General features: G+C 60.1%; 22 protein-coding genes. 16 read left to right on the forward strand and 6 right to left on the reverse strand.

The genetic code is table 11. The features are described 5' to 3' along the window. Positions 1-134 precede the first annotated feature (134 nt). The 6 genes from NFI08_RS05115 to NFI08_RS05140 all read left to right on the forward strand — a co-directional run bounded on the left by NFI08_RS05115 (position 135) and on the right by NFI08_RS05140 (position 5,254). Positions 135-1,166 carry an IS110 family RNA-guided transposase gene (locus tag NFI08_RS05115; RefSeq protein ID WP_349587730.1) on the forward strand — a complete coding sequence of 344 codons (1,032 nt, stop codon included), beginning with the start codon at positions 135-137 and terminating at the stop codon, positions 1,164-1,166. Positions 1,167-1,449: 283 nt separating this feature from the next. Continuing rightward, positions 1,450-1,866, forward strand: a complete 417-nt coding sequence (locus tag NFI08_RS05120) for a cytochrome c-type biogenesis protein (RefSeq protein ID WP_349587733.1) — start codon at positions 1,450-1,452, stop codon at positions 1,864-1,866. Further along, positions 1,863-3,110 carry a c-type cytochrome biogenesis protein CcmI gene (ccmI, locus tag NFI08_RS05125; protein WP_349587735.1) on the forward strand — a complete coding sequence of 416 codons (1,248 nt, stop codon included), beginning with the start codon at positions 1,863-1,865 and terminating at the stop codon, positions 3,108-3,110. Before NFI08_RS05120 ends, ccmI begins: the two co-directional genes overlap by 4 nt. A 62-nt stretch (positions 3,111-3,172) precedes the next feature. Further along, positions 3,173-3,985, forward strand: a complete 813-nt coding sequence (lgt, locus tag NFI08_RS05130; protein ID WP_124804555.1) for a prolipoprotein diacylglyceryl transferase — start codon at positions 3,173-3,175, stop codon at positions 3,983-3,985. Beyond that, positions 3,982-4,491: a protein-disulfide reductase DsbD N-terminal domain-containing protein gene (locus NFI08_RS05135; RefSeq protein WP_349587738.1), complete on the forward strand. Its 510-nt coding sequence runs from the start codon at positions 3,982-3,984 to the stop codon at positions 4,489-4,491. Before lgt ends, NFI08_RS05135 begins: the two co-directional genes overlap by 4 nt. 31 nt (positions 4,492-4,522) lie before the next feature. Then, complete coding sequence (locus tag NFI08_RS05140; RefSeq protein ID WP_108450074.1) at positions 4,523-5,254, forward strand: sulfite exporter TauE/SafE family protein; 732 nt, start codon at positions 4,523-4,525, stop codon at positions 5,252-5,254. On the opposite strand, the gene NFI08_RS05145 is transcribed toward NFI08_RS05140, so the two are convergent. Further along, positions 5,251-5,679: a MerR family transcriptional regulator gene (locus NFI08_RS05145; protein ID WP_083970235.1), complete on the reverse strand. Its 429-nt coding sequence runs from the start codon at positions 5,677-5,679 to the stop codon at positions 5,251-5,253. The genes NFI08_RS05140 and NFI08_RS05145 overlap by 4 nt on opposite strands. Positions 5,680-5,935: 256 nt before the next feature. Here NFI08_RS05145 and NFI08_RS05150 point away from each other — a divergent pair, with 256 nt between their 5' ends. From NFI08_RS05150 to NFI08_RS05185, 8 genes are all read left to right on the forward strand, one after another. After that, positions 5,936-6,175 (forward strand): hypothetical protein, encoded by a 240-nt coding sequence (locus tag NFI08_RS05150; RefSeq protein WP_045991679.1) that lies wholly within the window; start codon positions 5,936-5,938, stop codon positions 6,173-6,175. A gap of 116 nt (positions 6,176-6,291) precedes the next feature. After that, positions 6,292-6,945 (forward strand): SCO family protein, encoded by a 654-nt coding sequence (locus NFI08_RS05155; protein WP_124804653.1) that lies wholly within the window; start codon positions 6,292-6,294, stop codon positions 6,943-6,945. Between the two features lie 64 nt (positions 6,946-7,009). Then, positions 7,010-7,450, forward strand: coding sequence for a DUF411 domain-containing protein (locus NFI08_RS05160; RefSeq protein WP_035414165.1), 441 nt, complete (start codon positions 7,010-7,012; stop codon positions 7,448-7,450). A 15-nt stretch (positions 7,451-7,465) separates the two neighbouring features. Further along, positions 7,466-8,029: a TlpA family protein disulfide reductase gene (locus NFI08_RS05165; protein ID WP_071211088.1), complete on the forward strand. Its 564-nt coding sequence runs from the start codon at positions 7,466-7,468 to the stop codon at positions 8,027-8,029. After that, the gene (locus NFI08_RS05170; protein WP_185696437.1) at positions 8,026-8,406 is read left to right on the forward strand and encodes a hypothetical protein; all 381 of its coding nucleotides are present in this window, start codon (positions 8,026-8,028) and stop codon (positions 8,404-8,406) included. Before NFI08_RS05165 ends, NFI08_RS05170 begins: the two co-directional genes overlap by 4 nt. A gap of 18 nt (positions 8,407-8,424) precedes the next feature. After that, the gene (locus tag NFI08_RS05175; protein ID WP_045991676.1) at positions 8,425-9,168 is read left to right on the forward strand and encodes a cytochrome c biogenesis CcdA family protein; all 744 of its coding nucleotides are present in this window, start codon (positions 8,425-8,427) and stop codon (positions 9,166-9,168) included. Between the two features lie 23 nt (positions 9,169-9,191). Next, the gene (locus NFI08_RS05180) at positions 9,192-10,052 is read left to right on the forward strand and encodes a WD40/YVTN/BNR-like repeat-containing protein (RefSeq protein WP_349587746.1); all 861 of its coding nucleotides are present in this window, start codon (positions 9,192-9,194) and stop codon (positions 10,050-10,052) included. A 31-nt stretch (positions 10,053-10,083) separates the two neighbouring features. Beyond that, on the forward strand, positions 10,084-10,503 hold the full coding sequence (locus NFI08_RS05185; RefSeq protein WP_249742927.1) for a c-type cytochrome: 420 nt from the start codon (positions 10,084-10,086) through the stop codon (positions 10,501-10,503). Positions 10,504-11,225: 722 nt separating this feature from the next. Here the strand turns inward: NFI08_RS05185 and NFI08_RS05190 are convergent. Then, on the reverse strand, positions 11,226-12,083 hold the full coding sequence (locus NFI08_RS05190; RefSeq protein WP_349587750.1) for a DUF3800 domain-containing protein: 858 nt from the start codon (positions 12,081-12,083) through the stop codon (positions 11,226-11,228). 243 nt (positions 12,084-12,326) lie between these two features. Continuing rightward, positions 12,327-13,163, reverse strand: a complete 837-nt coding sequence (locus tag NFI08_RS05195) for a LysR family transcriptional regulator (protein ID WP_045991673.1) — start codon at positions 13,161-13,163, stop codon at positions 12,327-12,329. Positions 13,164-13,277: 114 nt separating this feature from the next. Here NFI08_RS05195 and NFI08_RS05200 point away from each other — a divergent pair, with 114 nt between their 5' ends. Continuing rightward, positions 13,278-15,044, forward strand: coding sequence for a SulP family inorganic anion transporter (locus NFI08_RS05200; protein ID WP_349587753.1), 1,767 nt, complete (start codon positions 13,278-13,280; stop codon positions 15,042-15,044). A 38-nt stretch (positions 15,045-15,082) separates the two neighbouring features. On the opposite strand, the gene NFI08_RS05205 is transcribed toward NFI08_RS05200, so the two are convergent. Beyond that, positions 15,083-16,372 (reverse strand): aminotransferase class V-fold PLP-dependent enzyme, encoded by a 1,290-nt coding sequence (locus tag NFI08_RS05205; protein WP_349587756.1) that lies wholly within the window; start codon positions 16,370-16,372, stop codon positions 15,083-15,085. A gap of 330 nt (positions 16,373-16,702) precedes the next feature. Here NFI08_RS05205 and NFI08_RS05210 point away from each other — a divergent pair, with 330 nt between their 5' ends. Next, the gene (locus NFI08_RS05210) at positions 16,703-17,419 is read left to right on the forward strand and encodes a GntR family transcriptional regulator (RefSeq protein WP_349587759.1); all 717 of its coding nucleotides are present in this window, start codon (positions 16,703-16,705) and stop codon (positions 17,417-17,419) included. 138 nt (positions 17,420-17,557) lie between these two features. Here NFI08_RS05210 and NFI08_RS05215 read toward each other — a convergent pair whose 3' ends face one another. Together NFI08_RS05215 and NFI08_RS05220 are read right to left on the reverse strand one after the other, a co-directional pair. Beyond that, on the reverse strand, positions 17,558-18,802 hold the full coding sequence (locus NFI08_RS05215; RefSeq protein WP_349587761.1) for a cysteine desulfurase-like protein: 1,245 nt from the start codon (positions 18,800-18,802) through the stop codon (positions 17,558-17,560). Between the two features lie 100 nt (positions 18,803-18,902). Next, on the reverse strand, positions 18,903-19,649 hold the full coding sequence (locus NFI08_RS05220) for an amino acid ABC transporter ATP-binding protein (RefSeq protein WP_502881052.1): 747 nt from the start codon (positions 19,647-19,649) through the stop codon (positions 18,903-18,905). Positions 19,650-19,695: the final 46 nt, after the last annotated feature.

Raw genomic sequence — 19,695 nt, forward strand, 5'->3', positions numbered from 1 at the left:
GGCCGGCCTGCTGTTGCTCTTGTTGATAACGTCGGTCCCTGTGCTGATGAGATGGTCTCCTCCCACTCCAAGCCGGCGTCGTAGTGCGCCAAGATAGAGGTGACGTCCACTATCTGCATGAGCAGGAGAAGACCATGAATAAGCATAAGACAATCGGCATTGATCTGGCCAAAAGCAGCTTCTACCTGGTGACACTCAACTCGCAGGGCAAGCGTGAAGGAAAGACCAAACTCACTCGTACCAAGCTACTGAATTTCATGGTTCAACAACCCGTGTGCACGGTGGCCATGGAAGCCTGTGCTTCCTCTCACCACTGGGCTCGCGAGATTCAAAAGCTCGGTCATCGTGTCCAGCTCCTACCGGCTCAACATGTCAAGGGGTATCTTCGCGGCCAGAAAAACGATTACAACGATGCTCAAGCGATAGCCGAAGCCTGCCAGCACGGCACTATCCGGCCCGTGGCTATCAAGACTATTGAGCATCAAGATGAGCAGACCTTTTTGCAGATGCGCAGGCACCTGTCGGCAGAGCGCACGCGATTGATCAATCACGTGCGCGGGCTACTCGCAGAATATGGCTTGGTGCTGAAGCAAGGACATAGCGTCTTGAGAAAGGCACTACCCGATATCCTGGAAGATACGCGCAATGATTTGACCGATAGAATGCGCACCTTGCTGCATCGCCAGCATTTACGGCTGATCGCTGTGGACGAGGAGTTAGCTTGGTATGATGATCAACTGAAGCATGACACCCGACAGGACGCCGTCTGCCAGCGATTACTAAAAATTCCCGGATTTGGCCCCATTGTCAGCAAAGCGGTCAAAAGCTGGATGGGCGATGGCAAGCAGTTTGCTCGCGGACGTGATGCATCGGCCGCCTTGGGGTTGGTGCCCAAGCAATTTAGTACGGGCGGCCGGAATGTACTACTCGGCATCACGAAACGGGGCGACCCCTACGTTCGAGGCCTGGTTATTCATGGCGCCAGGGCTGCTGTCAGGTGTGCTGCAGGAAAAGATGACGCTCTTCATCAGTGGATCAATCGTCTCGTGGCTACCCGCGGCGTTAACAAGGCCACTGTCGCCTTGGCCAACAAGTTAATTCGGATCGCTTGGGTGGTCATCACTCGTGGTGAGAATTACTGTGTAAAACCAGCCACCGCAGCATAAAAAACCATTTTGGATGGAAGAACTGTAATCGTCCAAGGCGAGGTAACCGCCCACCAGTCCCAAGGTTGCGTAGGCAACAGGCACGATGAAAAACAGGTCAGACCGGCATACTGAAAACCTGATAACCGCAGAGGCAGCCAATGCCGAAGTGCTGATAAGGACGGTATGCGCGAATGTCTCATCAAGGCCAGAAGCCTCAGGCTTCAACAACAGGCCGGATATATGAAAGCCAACCTGTCCCTTTCTTCAGCCTGAGGCCTTGCAAGCCGGGAGGAGACCATATATGGCGGATTCGGCTATCGAGGTGCGTGACTTCGAGAGGCCAGTAATGGCCGAGCGCTATCGTGATCTTACTGCCTCATTGCGCTGCCCCAAATGCGATGCCCAGGCCATCGACAGCTCGGATTCCCCGGTGGCTGCCGACATGCGCGAACGCGTTGCAGATTTGTTACGCGAAGGGCGATCCGATAAAGAAATCCTCGATTACATGGTCGCACGCTTCGGCGAATTCGTGCTTTATAACCCGCGACTCGACGAGCGTACCTGGCTGCTATGGGGATTGCCGTTCGTGCTGGTGATGATCGGGGGGTTTATCGTGGCGGTCTTCGTCAGCAAACGAAAGCATGCCCAGGTTCGAGCGCTCAGCGCCGAGGAGCGCGAGTACCTCAATGCCCTGTTTAACCGCGAGGGGAGCGAATGAATCTGCTCTGGTTGGGCATCGCCCTGTTACTGTTGCCTGCCCTGTGGCTCGTGATCCTGCCGCTGAGACGGACCCGCCCGCTGCACGATGCTCAGCAGGCCTTCGAAACCAAGCAGCGCACCGATGCCCAGAACGTGGCGGTCTATCGTCAGCGCCTGGCCTCGCTGGAAACGGCCCATGCACGCGGCGAGCTCGACACCGCGCGAGTCGAGGAGGGTCGGCTGGAGCTCGAACGCAGCCTGCTCGAGGATACCCAGGTACGCCGACGCACACCGCTCAAATCCCCCCAGGCCGGACGGTTGTTGGTGCCGCTGGTGATGGTGGCGTTGGTGGTGGCCAGTCTGCTCTGGTATCAACGGGAAGGCGCCGAGGGCGATCTGGCACTGTATGCCGTGCATCAGGAGGTGCGCAACTCGCCTTACGGCTCGCTGGCGATGCTGATCGAGCGGCTCGAGGAGCAGGCCAAGCGACAGCCGGACAATCCCAAGGTGTGGATGTCGCTGTTTCCTCTGTACCGGGACAGCAATCGGGGACGTGATGCCATCGCCGCGCTTGAGCGCCTGATTGAGCTGGAGGGTCGACAGCCTTCCCTGCTGGCGCAATTGGCACAGATCCAATTCTTCGTCGCCAATCGCTCGATGACCGAGGAGGTCCAGGCACTGGTCGACGAGACCCTAGACAAGGATCCGCGTCAGCCGACGGTGCTCGGCATGCTGGGCATCCATGCCTTCGATCGCGCCCGCTATGAAGAGGCTATCGATTACTGGCGACGCGCGATCGCCGGCTTCGACGACCCCGGCTCGGCGGAAGCGCTGCGGGAGGGCATTGCCGTGGCACAACAGCGCCTGGACGCCTCGTCCGACCAGGTCGATGCCCATCAAGCCGCGCAGGACGGCGCGTCGCTCGCGGTCAGGGTCGGCCTCGCCGAATCGCTCCGCGAGCGGGCCGCGCCGGGCGACACGGTGTTCGTCATCGCCCGCGACGTGGCTGGTGAATTGCCGCCACTGGCGGTGGAGCGGGTCACGGTTAGCGACCTGCCACTCAAAGTGACCTTGGGCGACAACGATGCCATGACACCCCGAGCGCGACTCTCCCAAGTCAATGAGGTGCGCCTGACGGTGCGCGTCTCCGCATCGGGCGAAGTCACCCCGCAGCCAGGCGACCTGATCGGCGAGGCGGGACCGGTGACACTCGGCGAGCCGGACTCCCCGGTCGAAGTCACCATCGGCCGCGTCGTCGAGTAATGCAGACCTATCGCAACCTAATCCGGCAACATCCATTGTCTGCCAAAACATAAGGAAGACTCATGCTGCAGTATCCGCAGATTGATCCCGTGGCCATTTCCCTTGGTCCCGTGCAGATTCACTGGTATGGCCTGATGTATGTGGTCGGGCTGGCCGCCGCCTGGTGGCTAGGGCGTCGTCGAGCCCATCGCCTGGGTTTGAGTCACGATGATATCGGCGATCTGATTTTTTACGCTGCCGTGGGGATCATCTTGGGTGGCCGCCTGGGCTATGCGCTGTTCTATGGGCTCGACCAGTTGCTGGCCAACCCCTTGTGGCTCTTCAGGGTCTGGGACGGGGGCATGAGCTTCCATGGCGGCCTTGCCGGTGTGCTCATCGCCGCCCTGCTGTTTGCCCGCAAGCATCGCCTGGCTTTTTTCCAGCTGACCGATTTCATCGCCCCGCTGGTGCCGATCGGCCTGGGCGCCGGGCGCCTCGGCAACTTCATCAATCACGAGTTGCCGGGACGTATCAGTGACGTTCCCTGGGCCATGGTCTTCCCCCCCATGATGGGGCTGGGGCCGGAGCCGCGGCACCCTTCAGCGCTTTATGAGTTCGCCCTGGAAGGCGTGGTGCTGTTTGCCGTGCTATGGTGGCTGTCGCGCCGACCGCGCCAGCGGGGCCTCATCTCCGGGCTGTTCCTGGTGCTGTATGGCGCCTTCCGCTTCACCGTGGAGTTCGTGCGCCTGCCCGATCCTCACCTAGGGTTCGTCGCCTTCGGCTGGCTGACCATGGGGCAGCTGTTGACCCTGCCGATGCTCATCGCGGGGCTGGCTCTGGTTGTCTGGTCAATGCGTCAGCCAGTGGATAGGGCGAAAACGGCGACGGCCTCATGAACACGGCCTTCACCTTTCTGCTGGTGCTGCTGTTCGTCGCCACACCGGTAGCGGCCCGTGGAGAGTTTCCCGCGGGCAGTGGCAAGAGCTCCCCCTTCGGTACCTCGGCTCAACGGGAATTCCTGGCGACTAAAGAAGCCTTCCGGGCCAGCGCCTGGCGAGACGATAGGCGGCTCTACGTCGGTTTCGTCATTGCCGAGGACTATTACCTCCACCGCCATCGGTTTGCACTGGAAAGTCGCTCTCCGGGCGTCAGTTTCGGTGAGCTGGCAATTCCCCCCGGCGAACCCATGGTGCACGCGTCTCTGGGGGAAATCGAGGTGTTCTATGACCAGGTGGTATTCAGTGCGCCCATCGAGGCGAGCGACACCGCTGCCGAGCCGCTGGCCATCACGGTGACCTTTCAGGGGTGTTCCGACCTGGGACTCTGCTATCCGCCCGAGCTGGTCGAGCTCGACGCGCTGTACGGTTTCCCCTCCGGCAGCCTTCGATTCTCCTCCTCGTGATACTGGGAATAGCGAAGAAGGAGCGCCTTGATTGGATCCCACCGACCTCAGCCTGCCGCCGCTGGCGGCGGCCTTCGTCTTCGGCCTGCTCGGAGGGGCGCACTGCATCGGCATGTGTGGCGGGATCATGAGTGCCCTGACCTTTGCCGTGCCCTCCAGCATGCGGCAGCCGGGACGCCTGGCCGGCCTGCTGCTCGGCTACAACCTGGGCCGCATCAGCAGTTACATGATCGCCGGCGCTCTGGTGGCGCTACTCGGCTCCGTGCTCAATCATGCCCTGGACGGCATCGCCCTGGTGCTGCGTATCCTGGCGGCGGTCATGCTGATTCTGATGGCGCTGTATATCGCCAACTGGTGGAAGGGGTTGCTACGTATCGAAGCCCTGGGTCGCTCCCTGTGGTGGCGTATCGAACCGCTAGGTCGAGGCTTGATGCCCGTCGTGAAGGTACCCCAGGCCTTCGCGCTGGGCTCGATCTGGGGCTGGATGCCCTGCGGGCTGATCTATTCAATGCTGGCCTGGAGTCTGGCCGTAGCCGAGCCGCTACGCGCCGCGGCGATGATGGGGGCCTTCGGGCTTGGCACCCTCCCCGTCGTCCTGGCGACCGGTATGGCTGCCCGGCGCATCTCGCTATGGATTCGCCATCCAGCGACCCGCACGCTGGCGGCGTTGCTGATCATCGCGTTTGCCGTCTGGCAACTCTGGCATCTGCACTCCATGACCGGCATGGACGATATGGCCAGCATGGCGCCGTCGCATCACTAATGGCAACCGCACGGGCCATCCGTCACGATAGCCGGTTGTGCCGATCCCAGCGATTCGATCAGTTGCTTCAGGCTAGGGGCCTCGGAACCATCATCATGGTCGATGCTTTCCAACCATCGCGCTATCGCCTGGAGTTCATGGATCCGCGAGCGAATGTAGCGCCCTTGTTCAGCCAGGGGAGCGTACGTATCGCTAACCGGAGGCATGTCGTGCTCCGCCCAGGTCAATATCTGCTTGATGTCTGGGAGACCGACTCCCAAAGAGCGAAGGCAATTAATGAGACGCAGGCGACCCAGTGCCTTCTCGTCATAGAGTTGATAGCCGTTGCGCGAGTCCCGTTGCGGTCGTAACAACCCCTCACGGGTGTAGTGGCGTACCGTTTCCGCAGTGACCCCACCAGCCCGAGCCAGTTCAGTGACTCGCATTGTCTTTTCCTCACCTGCCCGTTTTCAGACAGCCTACAACCGTGAGGCCGCCCAAAGGTCAAGGTATGGCTGTAGCGTTCAACTGGTGGCCTGCTGCATAAAGCGGGAACGCAAAAAATAAAGTCTTGACCTTGAAGTTGGCTTTAAGGATATCTTTCCAGCAAGCAGCGCTGCTGCCAGGTAGAAATCCAAGCCAGGCCTTCTATCAGCCTTGCTGGTGGAAAGGTGATTCCCAGAAAGATTGAGGAGAAGTGTCATGCGGAAACGTCACACAGCAATCTTGACTGCCGCCATCATCGTCGCCAGCAGCTTCGGAGCCGGCTCGCTTCTTGCGCAGGAAGAGAATCAGCAGACGCCAATGGAGGGCGACATGATGCAGGAGGGCAGCATGCACGACATGATGGGAATGATGCGTGAAATGAATACCATGATGAAAAACTGCAATGCCATGATGGAAAATATGCAACAAGGCCATGAAACCGACAGCAACACCTGAAGTGGCACTGGCCGGGGCTGCTCCGCATAGGAGCAGCCTTCGTTAGAACTGGGTAACGCGAAGGGAGGACGGTACGTGAAAAAGAGCTGTATACACCACTACTCGTCTTGGCATTGATGCCCAGTTCTCCTGTCTTTTCCCATTCCCTCGAAGATACCGAGGAAGAGCTGCAAGAGTGGGAACGTTACGCCCAATTCATCGACCAGCCATCGCCGGAATTTTCGTTGAATAATACAGACAGCAATGGCGTGTCGTCTTCCGACTTGGAACAAAGCGTCGTGGTGCTCAATATCATCCACTCGCGCTATCAAGAAGCCTGCCCGGTGCATATGAACCTGATTGCCGAGGTGCAAGAGCGAGTCAACGATACCGGCCTACGAGATGATGTTGAATTTATCACCATCGCTACCGACAGCGAGGACTTTGCCGGCACGCACAACAACATGCGGGCCTACGGTGAAAATTTCGATCTGGACCCCGCCAACTGGCGGTTTCTTTATCGAAGCGAAAATGAGTTTGTCGACACCACACGCCAGGTCGCGGAAGCCTACGGTCTGAAATTCGACGATGTGGCCGAGGGCGTCCAGGCGCATGGCGTTGTGACTCATGTCATCGACCAATCAGGACGGATACGGGCCCGCTTTCATGGGCTCAAATTCGATCCGGAGCACCTAGTTTACTATGTAAAGGTGTTGGCAGAAGGACCCGAGACATTATCCACCGGTGTGTGGGATCGCATTCGCCATACTGTCGTCAACACCTTCGATTAATGCCGCGAGAGTATAGCCGGCCTAGCTGCCGAACGTTCTCGTGAACTCTATGGAGCCTTAGCGTATGAAACACTGGAAAGCGCTGACCATCGCTTCTCTATTGACCTTCCCCCTGACAGGGTTGGCAGCCGAGACGTCGGCAACCCTCTACAAGAACCCCAACTGTGGCTGTTGCGCCGAATATGCCAAGTATCTCGAACGAAACGGGTTCGAAGTGGAGACAATCGATACTCACGATCTCGCGAAGATGAAAGCCGAACACGATGTTTCCGAGAAACTGCAGGGTTGCCATACCACGCTCATCGACAACTATGTCTTCGAGGGCCACGTACCCGTGGAAAGCGTCACCCAGGTACTCGAAGAGAAACCTTTCATCAAAGGCCTGAGCGTACCCGGAATGCCACTTGGCTCACCGGGGATGTCGGGCGAGAAACAGGGCCCACTGGAGGTTTACACCCTGGCCTTTCAGCCGACCGATACCCCTGAAGTTTACGCCACCCACTGAAGGTGAGCCTTGGTCATGAGACAACTGATCGGGACCAGTTGGGTAGCGGTGGCATTGTGGGGAATGATCACCTCTTTGGCCGTCGCCGAACCACCCAAACGTGTGGGGCCGAATGGGTTTCTTCTCTGGGAAAGCCCACGCGAGGTGTCGGAAATTAGCTTCGAGGCTGGCGACGGTACCCCGCTGACGCTGACCACTTTCGGAGGAAAGCTGATCCTGCTCAACATCTGGGCGACATGGTGTGGCCCTTGCCGCGAGGAAATGCCCACCCTGGATGCCCTCCAGGCTGAATTGGGTGGTACGGATTTCGAGGTCGTCGCACTCTCGATCGATCGCAAAGGCATCGAGGTCGTCAACGAATTCTATCAGGAGGTGGGGATCGAGCATCTCGCTCCCTACGTCGATCCAACCGGCATGGCCAGCGCGAACCTCAGTGCCGTGGGTATTCCCACGACGCTTCTGCTCGACCGCCAGGGCAGGGAGATCGGACGCCTGGTCGGGGAGGCCGAGTGGGATACCCCTGAAATGATCGACTTTCTTGCCGAAACCATAGAAACCACCCAGGAGGACGCGCCATGAGTTGCTGTGACGACAAGCCCCAAAAGGGCCAAGAGAAAGCCGGACTGAAAGGCCTGGTAACAGGCCCACGCCGCTGGATGCTGCTGGGCGCTGTGGCGGTGGCTGGTGGTCTTGCCATGGGCTGGGATCAACTGGTCCTGCTGGGCATCGCCCCTATCCTGGTGACCCTGTTGCCTTGCCTCGTCATGTGTGGAGCAATGTGTATGCTGAAATGCAAGGACAAGAAAGGCAAGGCTACCGAGCCGGGCGAAGCCCCTGACGTCCAAGCCAACGTGGAAGCCTCTACCGCGGTAACCACGGAGACGGCATCTGCCAATCGCCAAGCAGCGGATCACCAGGTGCCATCCGAGCGCCCCGACTCCAAGCTCCAAGCCTAGCCACGGGATTAAGGGGGGATGTGGGAAGTTGCCAATATCGGCCTGGCCACGGCCTTTCTGGCGGGCCTGACCTCGTTCGCTTCGCCCTGTGTCTTGCCGCTCGTGCCTAGCTATCTCTCCTTCGTGGCCGGGCGCTCGCTGGGGCAGATACGGGAAGCGGACCGGCGGGAGCGGCTCCGGGTATTGACCCAGTCAATATGGTTCGTGCTCGGGTTCTCCACGGTATTCCTGATGCTGGGTGCCAGTGCCACGGCCATCGGTCGCCTGCTGCTGGTCTACCGCCAGGAAGCCAACCTGGTCGGCGGTATCATCGTCATCCTGTTCGGTGCCTTCATGACCGGGCTCATTCCGCTGCATTGGTTACAGCGAGAATGGCGATTTATCGGCAGGCTTAAGGAAGCGGGCGGGGGGCCCAGTGCGGCTTATCTGCTGGGTGTGGCGTTCGCGTTCGGCTGGACCCCCTGTATCGGCCCGATCCTGGGCGCCATTCTGACCGTCAGCGCCTCGACGGCCAATGCCCCGAGCGGAATGGCGTTGCTCGGCATCTATTCGCTGGGCCTGGGGGTGCCCTTTCTGTTGACGGCGGTGTCACTCGATCGCTTCCTGCAACACCAGAAATTTCTGCGCCGCTGGGGCCGGGTCACGCATCTGGCGGCCGGGCTGATCATGATCCTGATGGGCATCTTGATGATCACCGGCAAACTGACCGAGCTGTCCTATTGGTTATTGCGCACCTTCCCGGCGCTAGGCAGCATCGGCTAGCCATTATTCGAGGAAATATTGCAATGAACAAGATCACGAGTCGCTTCTGGCGTGCCCTGTCACTGACGAGCTGGGTCATGGCCAGTCTGAGCTTCGTCAGTATGGCCGGGGCCGCCGAGGAAGCATTGCCGTCGCTGAGTTATGACCAAACAGGCGAACGGCTGCTCAAGGTCCAGGCCAACCAGCTTTTCGAAAGCACGGATGGCCGAGCGGCCTGGACGATGATTCCCTTGCCCGACGAAGTAGCGGAGGGACGGTTGGTGACGGTATCGGCAACCGCCGAACAGGCTCTCTATATCGCGGGCCCCTCGATCGGAGTGCAGCGCAGCATCAATCAGGGAGAAAGCTGGCACGAGATCGATGAGGGTCTGCCTAGCCAAAACGTTATCGCATTCACCGTGCATCGTAACCAGCCAGAAACGCTTTATGCTGTTGTCGTCGATGACGGCCTCTACCAGAGCGAAGATGCCGGCACGACCTGGAAGAAGATGGATAGCGGTCCTGCCCAGGCCGTTCGTCGGCTCGTCCACTCCGATATGGAGGGGAGCATGCAGACTGGCTGGCTCTATGCGGTGTCCGACGATGCGGTTCGCCTGTCGATGGATTGCTTCTGCGGCTGGCGACCGACCGGGGAGCTCGATGCCGGCAGGGTCTATGATCTGGCCTACAAGCTCGACGATCCCGAACACGTCTATGTGGCCACGGAGCAAGGCCTGTGGCGCAGCGACAATGGCGGCCAGGAGTGGCAGCAAGTAAAGGGTGATGGCCCGACGTTCGTCACGCTTACGCTTGCGCCGCAGGGAACGCTCTATGCCCTGGATCGCGAGGGGGAGCTCATGCGCAGCGAAGATCAGGGCCAAACCTGGACACCCCCCGATGCGTAAGCGCTGGATCCTCGTCACAACGTGGCTGCTGATGAGTGCCGCCTGGCAGGCCATGGCGGGGGGTGGCCCCTCTTCGCGCGATACCTCTCGGCTGGAAGAGGGAGAAAGGATCTACCAGCAGTACTGTGCCAGCTGCCACGGCAGCGAGGGCGAGGGCCAGCCGAACTGGGAGCGCCAGAATGCCCAGGGCGAATTGCCCGCTCCCCCTCACGGGCCGGAGGGGCATACCTGGAAACACTCCGATGCGATGCTCTACCGAATCGTCGCCGAGGGATGGCGCGATCCCTGGAACAAGACCGAGAGACTCACCATGCCGGCCTTCGAGAATGTCCTGACCCCCGCCGAGATCCGCTCCGTGGTGAACTATCTCAAGACGCTATGGACGCCGGAGCAACGACGTCATCAGGCGGAAGAAAGCGAGGGAGCCCCATTTCCGTCGCAGAGTGATTAGCTGTGGGGCTAGGGAAGCGCTGCGTAAACACCTCCGCAGCTGACGGAGAGTCAACCGCAGGGTAAAACCTGGCTTTCTTGCCACTGTCTGACCAAAGCCAACCGATGAAGCAGATTTCTGTCGCTCAGGCTCAGCAACAGAACAAGAAGAAGGTTCCCCGCAGCGAACGGTGTCTGGGAAGCCTTGAACAGGACATCATGCACGCCCCCAAGGTCAGTAGCGGCATTTTCACCACTACGCTGCTGACATTACTCTCAATACCAGCCCAGAGATGGTGGACATTTTATCGCACGCACGAAGCCCCCTGCGAGAGCGTCACCTTGAGCTGATTGTGGTAGGTTTGCATTTGCTCTCAGCTAGGACTGTCTCTCTCCTACCAGATGGGGAGTAAGATGGGTAGGAACAAACAAAAAACTATGCACAAAATAAAACCAACCAACTGTTTTATAAATAAAAAAACATCAAATTACATCTTCAGATTCAGAATATTGAGTGAGGGCCGCTGTATCCGCCAAGGCCAGCCGAGCGCTCAGCACAGAAGACGTCTTGACCCTGGCTAGCGAATCTACTAGCATGATAGTCAAGTGGATTGGGAGTTCCCGGTCGGCGCTACAGCCTCGGTGGTTTCATCGGGGCTTTTCGCTTTTTTGTGTACATGCTTAGGCTTATCAAAAAAGCCGGCAAGCGCAAACACTTTTCAGACAAGCCTTAGCGATACGAACTCAGGTTTCCGGATAGACCTTCATACCCCTTCCCTCGTATCCATCTCCTGCATCTTCCCGGCCACCATCGCAATAGAACTTCTTTTTCAGTATATCAAACGCTTTGTTTCTCTGTTCTTTTCTAATAACTTTTAGACCGATAGGACGGGCGACGAGGTCCGCAAGCTGAAGTCCTGAAGACATGGTCTTTTTGTCGGAAAACACCACGTCAAATGGCAGTTGAATCCCTGCCTGATTGCTTCCATCACAGATCCGACGAAATTCCAACTCCAGTTCTCTATCTTCTTTTTTCCCTCGACACTCAACCACTACGTGAGTCTTTTTATTTTCCTCACCTTTTTCCTGAAGAAATTCGTACAAAGTTTCCATACAGAAACGTAAAGCAAGACGATATGGGTTTGATTTATTACCATTCTGCTTCTTCAGTTCCCGCTTATCTATAGTACAGCTAATAAGGATAAAATTGCTTTTTTCTACGATGCCAGACAGCCCCGTCATGAACTGGTTCTTATGATCTCGATTTTTGAAAAAACTAAATGCTCCTTTTTCCTTTCGAATCTCATGCTCATGCAAAACCACTTGATCATGCCCAAAATAGTTGAACTTGAACTTTTCCAAAGAAGGAACAATTGCTTCACTATAATGACGCTTATGAAAAACACAAAAGGCTAGAACAAAGACTGGATAGTTTGGATCAATACTTGAAAGACCATGATCGCCACTTTCGTCTACATATACGATATATTTCCCGAATTCATCATGCATTTCATCAGATGACTCTGTACTAGATCTCGAAACATTAACATTTTCCTCACTGAACTCGAAAAGGGGAAGTTGACCCGCCTCACCATCCTTCATCTCTACCACCTCTCTTCCGCACCAAGCTCTAAAGGAACTTCCATCTCTCTAATCCAAAATACTACTATCAAACGCCATCCGCTTCGGCTTCCTTAACTCCCAGCGAAAGTTTCTCTGCCAAGTGATTGCGGAAGGCCAAGATAGAACAGCGCCTTCACTCCCCCCCGACCGATCAGTTGCTTGAGCAAGGCTCAGGAACAATGACGCAGCGACCTGCGCAAGCAACACAGACTCCATAGCAGATCACCCCAGATGCTCGATCAACTCGCTGATCAATTCGCGGTGCTCGCCGTGCCAGTGGTAGGCCACATAGGCCTTTAGCTCGATGACGGGCGCATCCTTGACCACGAACAGCCGCTGCCGGTCACACCAGGGGGCGACGATGTCCTGGGGCAGGTAGGCGGCGCCGCCACACTCAAGAAGCAGGCCGAGGGCGATGCGGCCGCTGTTGACTCTGCCGCGCGCCAGTTGGCGCTGCGGAAAGCTGCTCTCGTGGATGCTGGCAAACGCCGTGCCCCACTCGACCCGGATGTAGCCTTCGCCCACCGCCTGCTCGGCGCGTCTATCCGGCTGGCTTGAGACCATCACCAGCGGGATGGTCGCCACCTCCTCGACCCCTACGCCACTGATGCGCGGGGTGTCGTAGAGGAAGCCGACGTCGACCATGTTGCGCTCCAGCTTCTCGACCACCCGCAGCGGGGTGCTCTCTTCGGCGCGAACGCCCAGGGTCGGGTAGGCGCGATAGATGGTGGCGAGCCAGTCCTGCAGGAAGATATCCCAGAGGCTGGCGACCCCCGCCACCACCAGACGCCGCTGGTGCCGCTCGCTCAGGGCGGTGTCCTCGTAGGCTCGCTCCCAGGCGTCGAGCAGAAAGCGGGCGTGACGCTCCATGCGCTCCCCGGCAGGGGTCAAACCGATGTGGTGATGGCCGCGGCTGAACAGCGACAACCCCAGCTGCGCCTCGAGTTGGCGTATACGTGCGCTGACCGTCGAGGGCGAGACACAGAGGCTCTCTGCGGCCTTGCCGAAATTGCGCAGCCGGCTGACCTCGAGAAAGGTCTTCAGCAGTTGGGTATCCACGGCTCACCTATGCGGTTTTTTTGTTCGTGAAGCGCAAAAAATTTTGTTTTTCAGGATACCCGCATTTCTCTAGGCTTGCCCGACCCCCTACTTCTGCCCACCTGAGGTTCCGCCATGGCGTCGTCCCCCAAGCGTTATCTGCCCTTCCTGCGCTGGAGACGTGGCCTCGACCGCCGCACCCTGTCGGCGGACATGATGGCGGGCCTTACCGGCGCCATCCTGGTACTGCCACAGGGCGTGGCCTATGCCTTCATCGCCGGGCTGCCACCGGAGGTCGGGCTCTACACGGCGATCGTCGCGGCCACGGTGGCGGCGCTGTTCGGCAGTTCCTGGCACATGATCTCAGGCCCCACCGCGGCGCTCTCAATCGTGCTGGCCAGCGTGATCGGCGGCCTCGGCACGCTGACACCCGACCAATACCTGGGAGCGGCGCTGACCATCACGCTCCTGGTCGGACTGATCCAGCTGGCCATGGGGCTCTTGCGCCTCGGCAATCTGGTGAGTTTCATCTCCCACACGGTGGTCATCGGCTTCACCTCTGGTGCGGCCATCCTGATCGCCACCAGTCAGATGGAGCACCTGCTTGGCGTGTCCATCGACGCTCAGGGATTCCTGGCCGAGCTGTCAGCGCTGTTCCGGGCGCTGCCGGATATCAACCTCTACGCATTGGCCATCGGGCTGATCTCGCTGATCACCTCGCTGGTAGCACGACGCCTCCATCGTCGTAGTCCTCACCTGCTGCTGGGCCTGGCCGCCGGCAGCCTGGCCTGCTGGTTGATGGATGGCGCCGCCCACGGTGTGGCGCTGGTCGGCACCCTGCCTGGGACCCTGCCACCCGTTACGCTGCCCGAACTGACGCCGGACAGCCTGCGCGTGCTGACCTCCGGCGCCTTCGCCATCGCCCTGCTGGGGCTGATCGAAGCGGTATCCATCGCCCGCGCCATTGCCCTGCGCTCGCGTCAGGTGATCGACGGCAATCAGGAATTCATCGGCCAGGGCCTGTCCAATATCGTGGGGGGCTTCTTCTCCTGCTACGCCAGTTCGGGCTCCTTCACCCGCTCCGGTGCCAACTATGACGCAGGCGCCCGCACCCCGCTGGCCTCGGTGTTCGCCGCCCTGCTGCTGTCGCTGATCCTGATCTTCGCCCCGGGCATCACCGCCTACCTGCCGCTACCCGCCATGGCTGGAGGCATCCTGCTGATCGCCTGGAACCTGATCGACGTCCCGCATATCGTCCATCTGGTGCGCGTCAGTCGCCACGAGGCGATGGTGCTGGTCGCCACCGTCTCCGCTACCCTGCTCGTCGCACTGGAGTTCGCCATCTATATCGGCGTGCTGCTGTCACTGGTGCTCTATCTAAAGCGCACCTCGCGCCCTACCGTCATGGAAGTGGCGCCGCGCCAGGATCATCCCCGGCGGCTCATTCGCAACGTCAGACGCTACCAGCTCGAGCAGTGTCCACAGCTCAAGATACTGCGCATCGACGGCTCGCTGTTCTTCGGCGCCACCGACCATGTACAGCGGCATCTTCGCGCCTTCACCGCCGAGCCGGGCTCCCGTGCGCTGATCATCGGCAAGGGCATCAATTTCATCGACACGGCGGGCGTGGAGATGCTGCTGCAGGAGGTCCGTCGCCTGACGGACCAGGGGGGCGAGCTGATGATCAGCTCGCTCAAGGGTACGGTGATGGATGAGCTGTGCCGTCGCGGGGATCTGAAGAGAATCGGCGAAGCGCGCTTCTTCGAGACCACCGAGGCGGCCATTGCCTCCATTACCCCGGCGCTGGATCCAGACGTCTGCCAGGGCTGCGCCAAACGCGTCTTCGGCGAGTGCGCGTCGAAGCCATCTCCTGAACTCGGTGTCCTGGCAAGCCAGGTCTGATCAGCGCCGGACCGGGTGGACGAAGCAGCGGAGCCGCTTCAGGCTCCGAGGACGTCCTTCAGCGCCGCCAGACAGGCGTCCACTTCGAATGGGGTGTTGTAGTGGGCCAATGACACCCGGGTAACCGAGGGCAGGCCCAGTGGGCGCAGGATATTGCCGGAGTAGGCGTCGTCCTTGCGGGCGTGGACGCGGATGCCACGCTCGCCAAGCTCGGCGACGATCTCCAGTGCGTCTCGGTCCTTCACGCAAAACGAGACCGCCCCCTCCCGCCAGGGCGAATCCGCCTCGCCGATCAGGGTCACGCCGGGCAGGTCCCTGAGTCCGGTGACACCATCGGCTCCGTCGATCAGCCGACGCATCAGCGCCGCCTCCTGGTCATGCATGGCCTGGCCGGCGGCCAACAGCCGCTGCCGGCGCTCGCTCTTGTCAGTGAAATGTCCTCCCAACCACTCGAGATAGCGGACCATCTCGTGGGCGCCGGCCCAGGCGGCAGGATCGCGGCTACCGAGCTCCCAGGCGTCTTCCGGCTTGCCCGCCAGGCGGTCGTGATCGGCGCAACTGAGTCGCGGCGAGACCCAGGCGTAGCCGTCGTTGAACGGGCAGAACACCTTGTACAGCGACACCGCGTAGGCATCGACGCCGTAGCGCGATACCGACAACGCACCATGGGGGGCATGCTGGATGCCATCGACGATGATGTAGCAGTCCGGTGCGATGACGCGAATCGCCTCGGCGATGGTGGCCACGTCCTGGGTCATGCCGGTCACCGGGCTGGTGTGCAAAATGGTGGCCACACGGGTCTCCGGCGTCACGACGCGGGCATAGTCCTCGGCGGTGGCGCGCCCCTGATGCGGATCGAAGGGCACCGTCAACCGCTGCCTGCCGGTGCGCCTCGCCCACTGCGCGGTGGCATCAAAGGTGGCGGGATGCTCGAGCTCACAAGCAACGATGTTGCCCCCCGCTGGCGCGGCATTGGCGGCGGCGCGAATCACCCGGAACAGGCACTCGGTGCCGGTCTCGCCGCCAAACACGGTGCCGTCCTCCACCCCCAGCAGGCTGGCCATGGCGTCGCGACCGTCATCGATCATGCACGAAATGGCCCGGGAAGCGTCATTGTCGCGATGATCGTTGTCCGGCAGCGCGGCCACTTCTGCCATGCGTGCCACCACGGCCTTGAGCGTCAGAGATCCGCCGGCGTTCTCGAAGAATATCCGGGGGCCGGTGTAGGGGCAGCGGTCGACGTGGTGAAAGCGAGCGCGCACCTGACTCATCAGGGCGTCGTCAAATACCGCCACGCTGGCCTTGCTGGAAGGCTTCAATGTGTGCATCTGATCGGTCCTTGGTGGAAGCGGAACAGCGAACCTCACCCCCAGCCGGGCGCCAGAACGAGGCAAGGGACGCTACCCGATCCTTCCTGGTTCGTCCGGAGTTATCGAGAAGCTTGCTTATAGTAGTACGCCCTGGCTGACCGGATGGCAAAAATGCAGCACACTGGGCGCCTGAACTTTGGTCGATCCAACGTTACCGTTCGAGCGACATCGTGATAATCTGTCCCTTGAACGACGGCCGTAAATTGACGCTATTTCACCTTTCACAATGCTCAACCATCCCGGTGATTTTCCCCTGATGATGGGCGAGCCTTCTGGCGAGACAATGCCATGACGAGTGACGCCACCTCCGCTGCACCATCCAAGCCGGAAGCCCTGGCCGAGGAGCTCGTCTATGACCGCATCGTCGACGCCCTGATCGACAAGCGTCTGCGTCCTGGCGAGCGTTTGAATGAGGCCAAGCTCGCCAGCGCCTTCAAGACGCCGCGTAGCCGGGTGCGTCGCGCACTGAACCGACTGACGTCGGAACGCCTGGTACGCTTCGAGATGCACCGGGGGGCCTTCGTCTCGCTGCCATCGGTGAAAGAAGCCTACGATATCTTCGAGGCGCGGCTGCATATCGAGGGCGCGGTAGCGCGGATCGCCTGCGAGCGCATCGACGCCGAAGGTATCGCCACCCTGCGCCGCCACCTGGCGCTGGAGCATCAGGTGTTCGAGGAGCACCAGCCCAGCGTCAATCGCATCTCCGGTGACTTTCACCTGATGCTGGCGGAGCTGACCGGCAATGACGAGCTGATCGCCATCGTGCGTCCGATCATTCGACGCTTCTGCATCATCCAGTCGCTCTACGAACGCTCCACCGGCGTGCTGTGCCTGACCCACGAGCACCAGACCCTGGTCGATCTGATCGAAATGCGCGACGCCGAGGGCGCCGCCGCGTCGATGATGGAACACTGCCGACACATCTTCTACAGCCTGGACCTGTCCGAGCGCCGCCGCGCCGAGGCCAACATCTACGATATCGACATCGACGATCCGCTGGGCTAAAGGGCCGGCCAGGCCGAAAAACCCGCCTAAGCAGGAGACAAGGCCGGCCCTGAGCCAGAGACATGCGTAGCAGAAAAGGGGCCAGAAGCCCCTTTTCTGCATTTCCACGACGTCATTGCCAGCTTCTGGCCCACGCCCTCAGAGTGCGGCGTCCAGCGCCTCGATCAGTCGGTCCACCTCGGCCTCGGTGTTGTAGTGCACCATGGACACTCGCACCACGCCCTGGATGTCCATCAGACCGAGGTCCTCGGTCAGGCGACGGGCGTAGAAGTCGCCGTAGCGGATTCCTACCTTGGCCTCGTCGATCTTGCGCACGATCTCGTCAGACTGATGCCCTTCCACGGTAAAGCTGATGGTCGCGACGCGATGTTCGATATCGGCATCCCGCCTCCCGATGATGCGAACGCCTTCTTTTCCAGAAAGATAATCGAGCAGCTTCTTGCTCAATATCGCTTCATGCTTGGCGATGGCATCGAAGGCTGTTTCCAGCTTTTTCCGCTTATCACCTTCACCATTATCGCCCGTCAGCGAGGTCAGATAATCCAGGATACCGGTGGCGGCGTAGGTTAGCTCGTAGTTGGGATTTCCTGGTTCCATCTTTCCTGGAATCTGCTCACGCGTGAAGAAGTGATGATAGATATTATCCAGCTCCAGCAGGCACTCCTTTTTCACATAGAGCACCGCGTGGTGGGGGCCGAATACCTTGTAAAGACTGAAACCGTAGTAGTCGACATCCCAGTCCTGGACGTCGATGGCTCGGTGGGGGGCGAAGGCCACCCCATCGACACAGATGCGAGCACCGGCGTCGTGGGCCATGGCAGCGATCCGCTTGATCGGATTGATGGTGCCGAGCAGGTTGGAGACGTGGGTCACGCAGACCAGACGAGTGCGCTCGTTGAGCAGTTCCGCCAGGGTATCCAGCTCCAGCTCCAGGGTCTCGGGATTGCAGTTCCAGAAGCGCAGCTTGACGCCGCGCTGCTCGAGGCGCATCCAGGGGCCGACGTGGCTCTCGTGGTCGGTGTTGGTGACAATGATCTCGTCGCCCGGGGCGAACTGGCTGGCCATGGCGTCGGCCAGCAGGCGGAACTGGATGGTCGAACTGGGACCGAACACCAGCTCTTCCACGTGGCGAGCATTGACCAGCGTCGCCACCGCCTGGCGACCGGCGTCGACCTTGGCCTTGGAATTCTGGCTGGGGGCGTAGCTCGCGCCGAGCTGCACGTTGTCGCCCAGCAGATAGTCGCTGATGCGTTCCACCACCATCTTCGGCACCTGGGCGCCGCCGGCGTTGTCCATGAACACCCAGTCGCTTTCAAGCGAGGGAAACTGGGCTCTGACGTGTGTCAGATCAAGGCGAGCGTCTGAGGATGAATCGAGTGACATGGGAAGTCCTTGAATAGGGGTCGAGAGGCGATACATGGACGTCGAGAGACAAGGCTGGGGCGAAACAAGCGCCGGCCAGCAACCGAACAGGCGCCACGACTCAGTGAGCCAGCACCGACTGGAAAAAGGCGCGGGTTCGGTCTTCCTGCGGCGCCGAAAATATCTGTTCGGGAGCGCCTTCCTCGACGATCTGGCCGGCCTCCATGAAGATCACCCGGTCGGCGACATGGCGGGCGAAGCCCATCTCGTGGGTCACCAGCAGCATGGTCACGCCGGTGCCGGCCAGGGTCTTGATGACGTCGAGCACCTCGCCGACCATCTCCGGGTCCAGCGCCGAGGTGGGCTCATCGAACAGCAACACGCGCGGTTCATTGGCCAGCGCCCGGGCGATGCCGACCCGCTGCTGCTGACCGCCGGACAGGGCGCTTGGATACTTGTACATCTGCTCGGCGATGCCGACCTTTTCCAGCAACTCCTTGGCCCGCGCCTGGGCATCCCCTGGGCTCATGCCACGCACCCGGATCGGTCCCAGGGTCACGTTCTCCAGCACCGTCATGTTGGGAAACAGGTTGAAGCTCTGGAACACCATGCCGACGTCCTTGCGCACCTCGATCAGCTCGGGGCCGGGCTGGACCCGCACGCTGTCGACGTAGATGTCGCCGGCGCTGTAGGCCTCCAGATGATTGATGCAGCGGATCAGCGTCGACTTGCCGGAGCCCGACGGGCCGAGGATCGCCACCACCTCGCCTTCGCGTACCTTGAGGTCGATGTTCTTGAGGGCGTGGAAGTCGCCGTAATACTTGTTGACCCCTTCGAGCGAGATGATCGCTCTGGACGCCTCGGGCAGACCAGCCTCGAGCGGGGGAAGGGTAGTGCCCTGGGTAGTACCCTGG

The sequence above is a fragment of the Halomonas sp. EF61 genome (assembly GCF_040147045.1).
Classification (GTDB): Bacteria; Pseudomonadota; Gammaproteobacteria; order Pseudomonadales; family Halomonadaceae; genus Halomonas; species Halomonas litopenaei.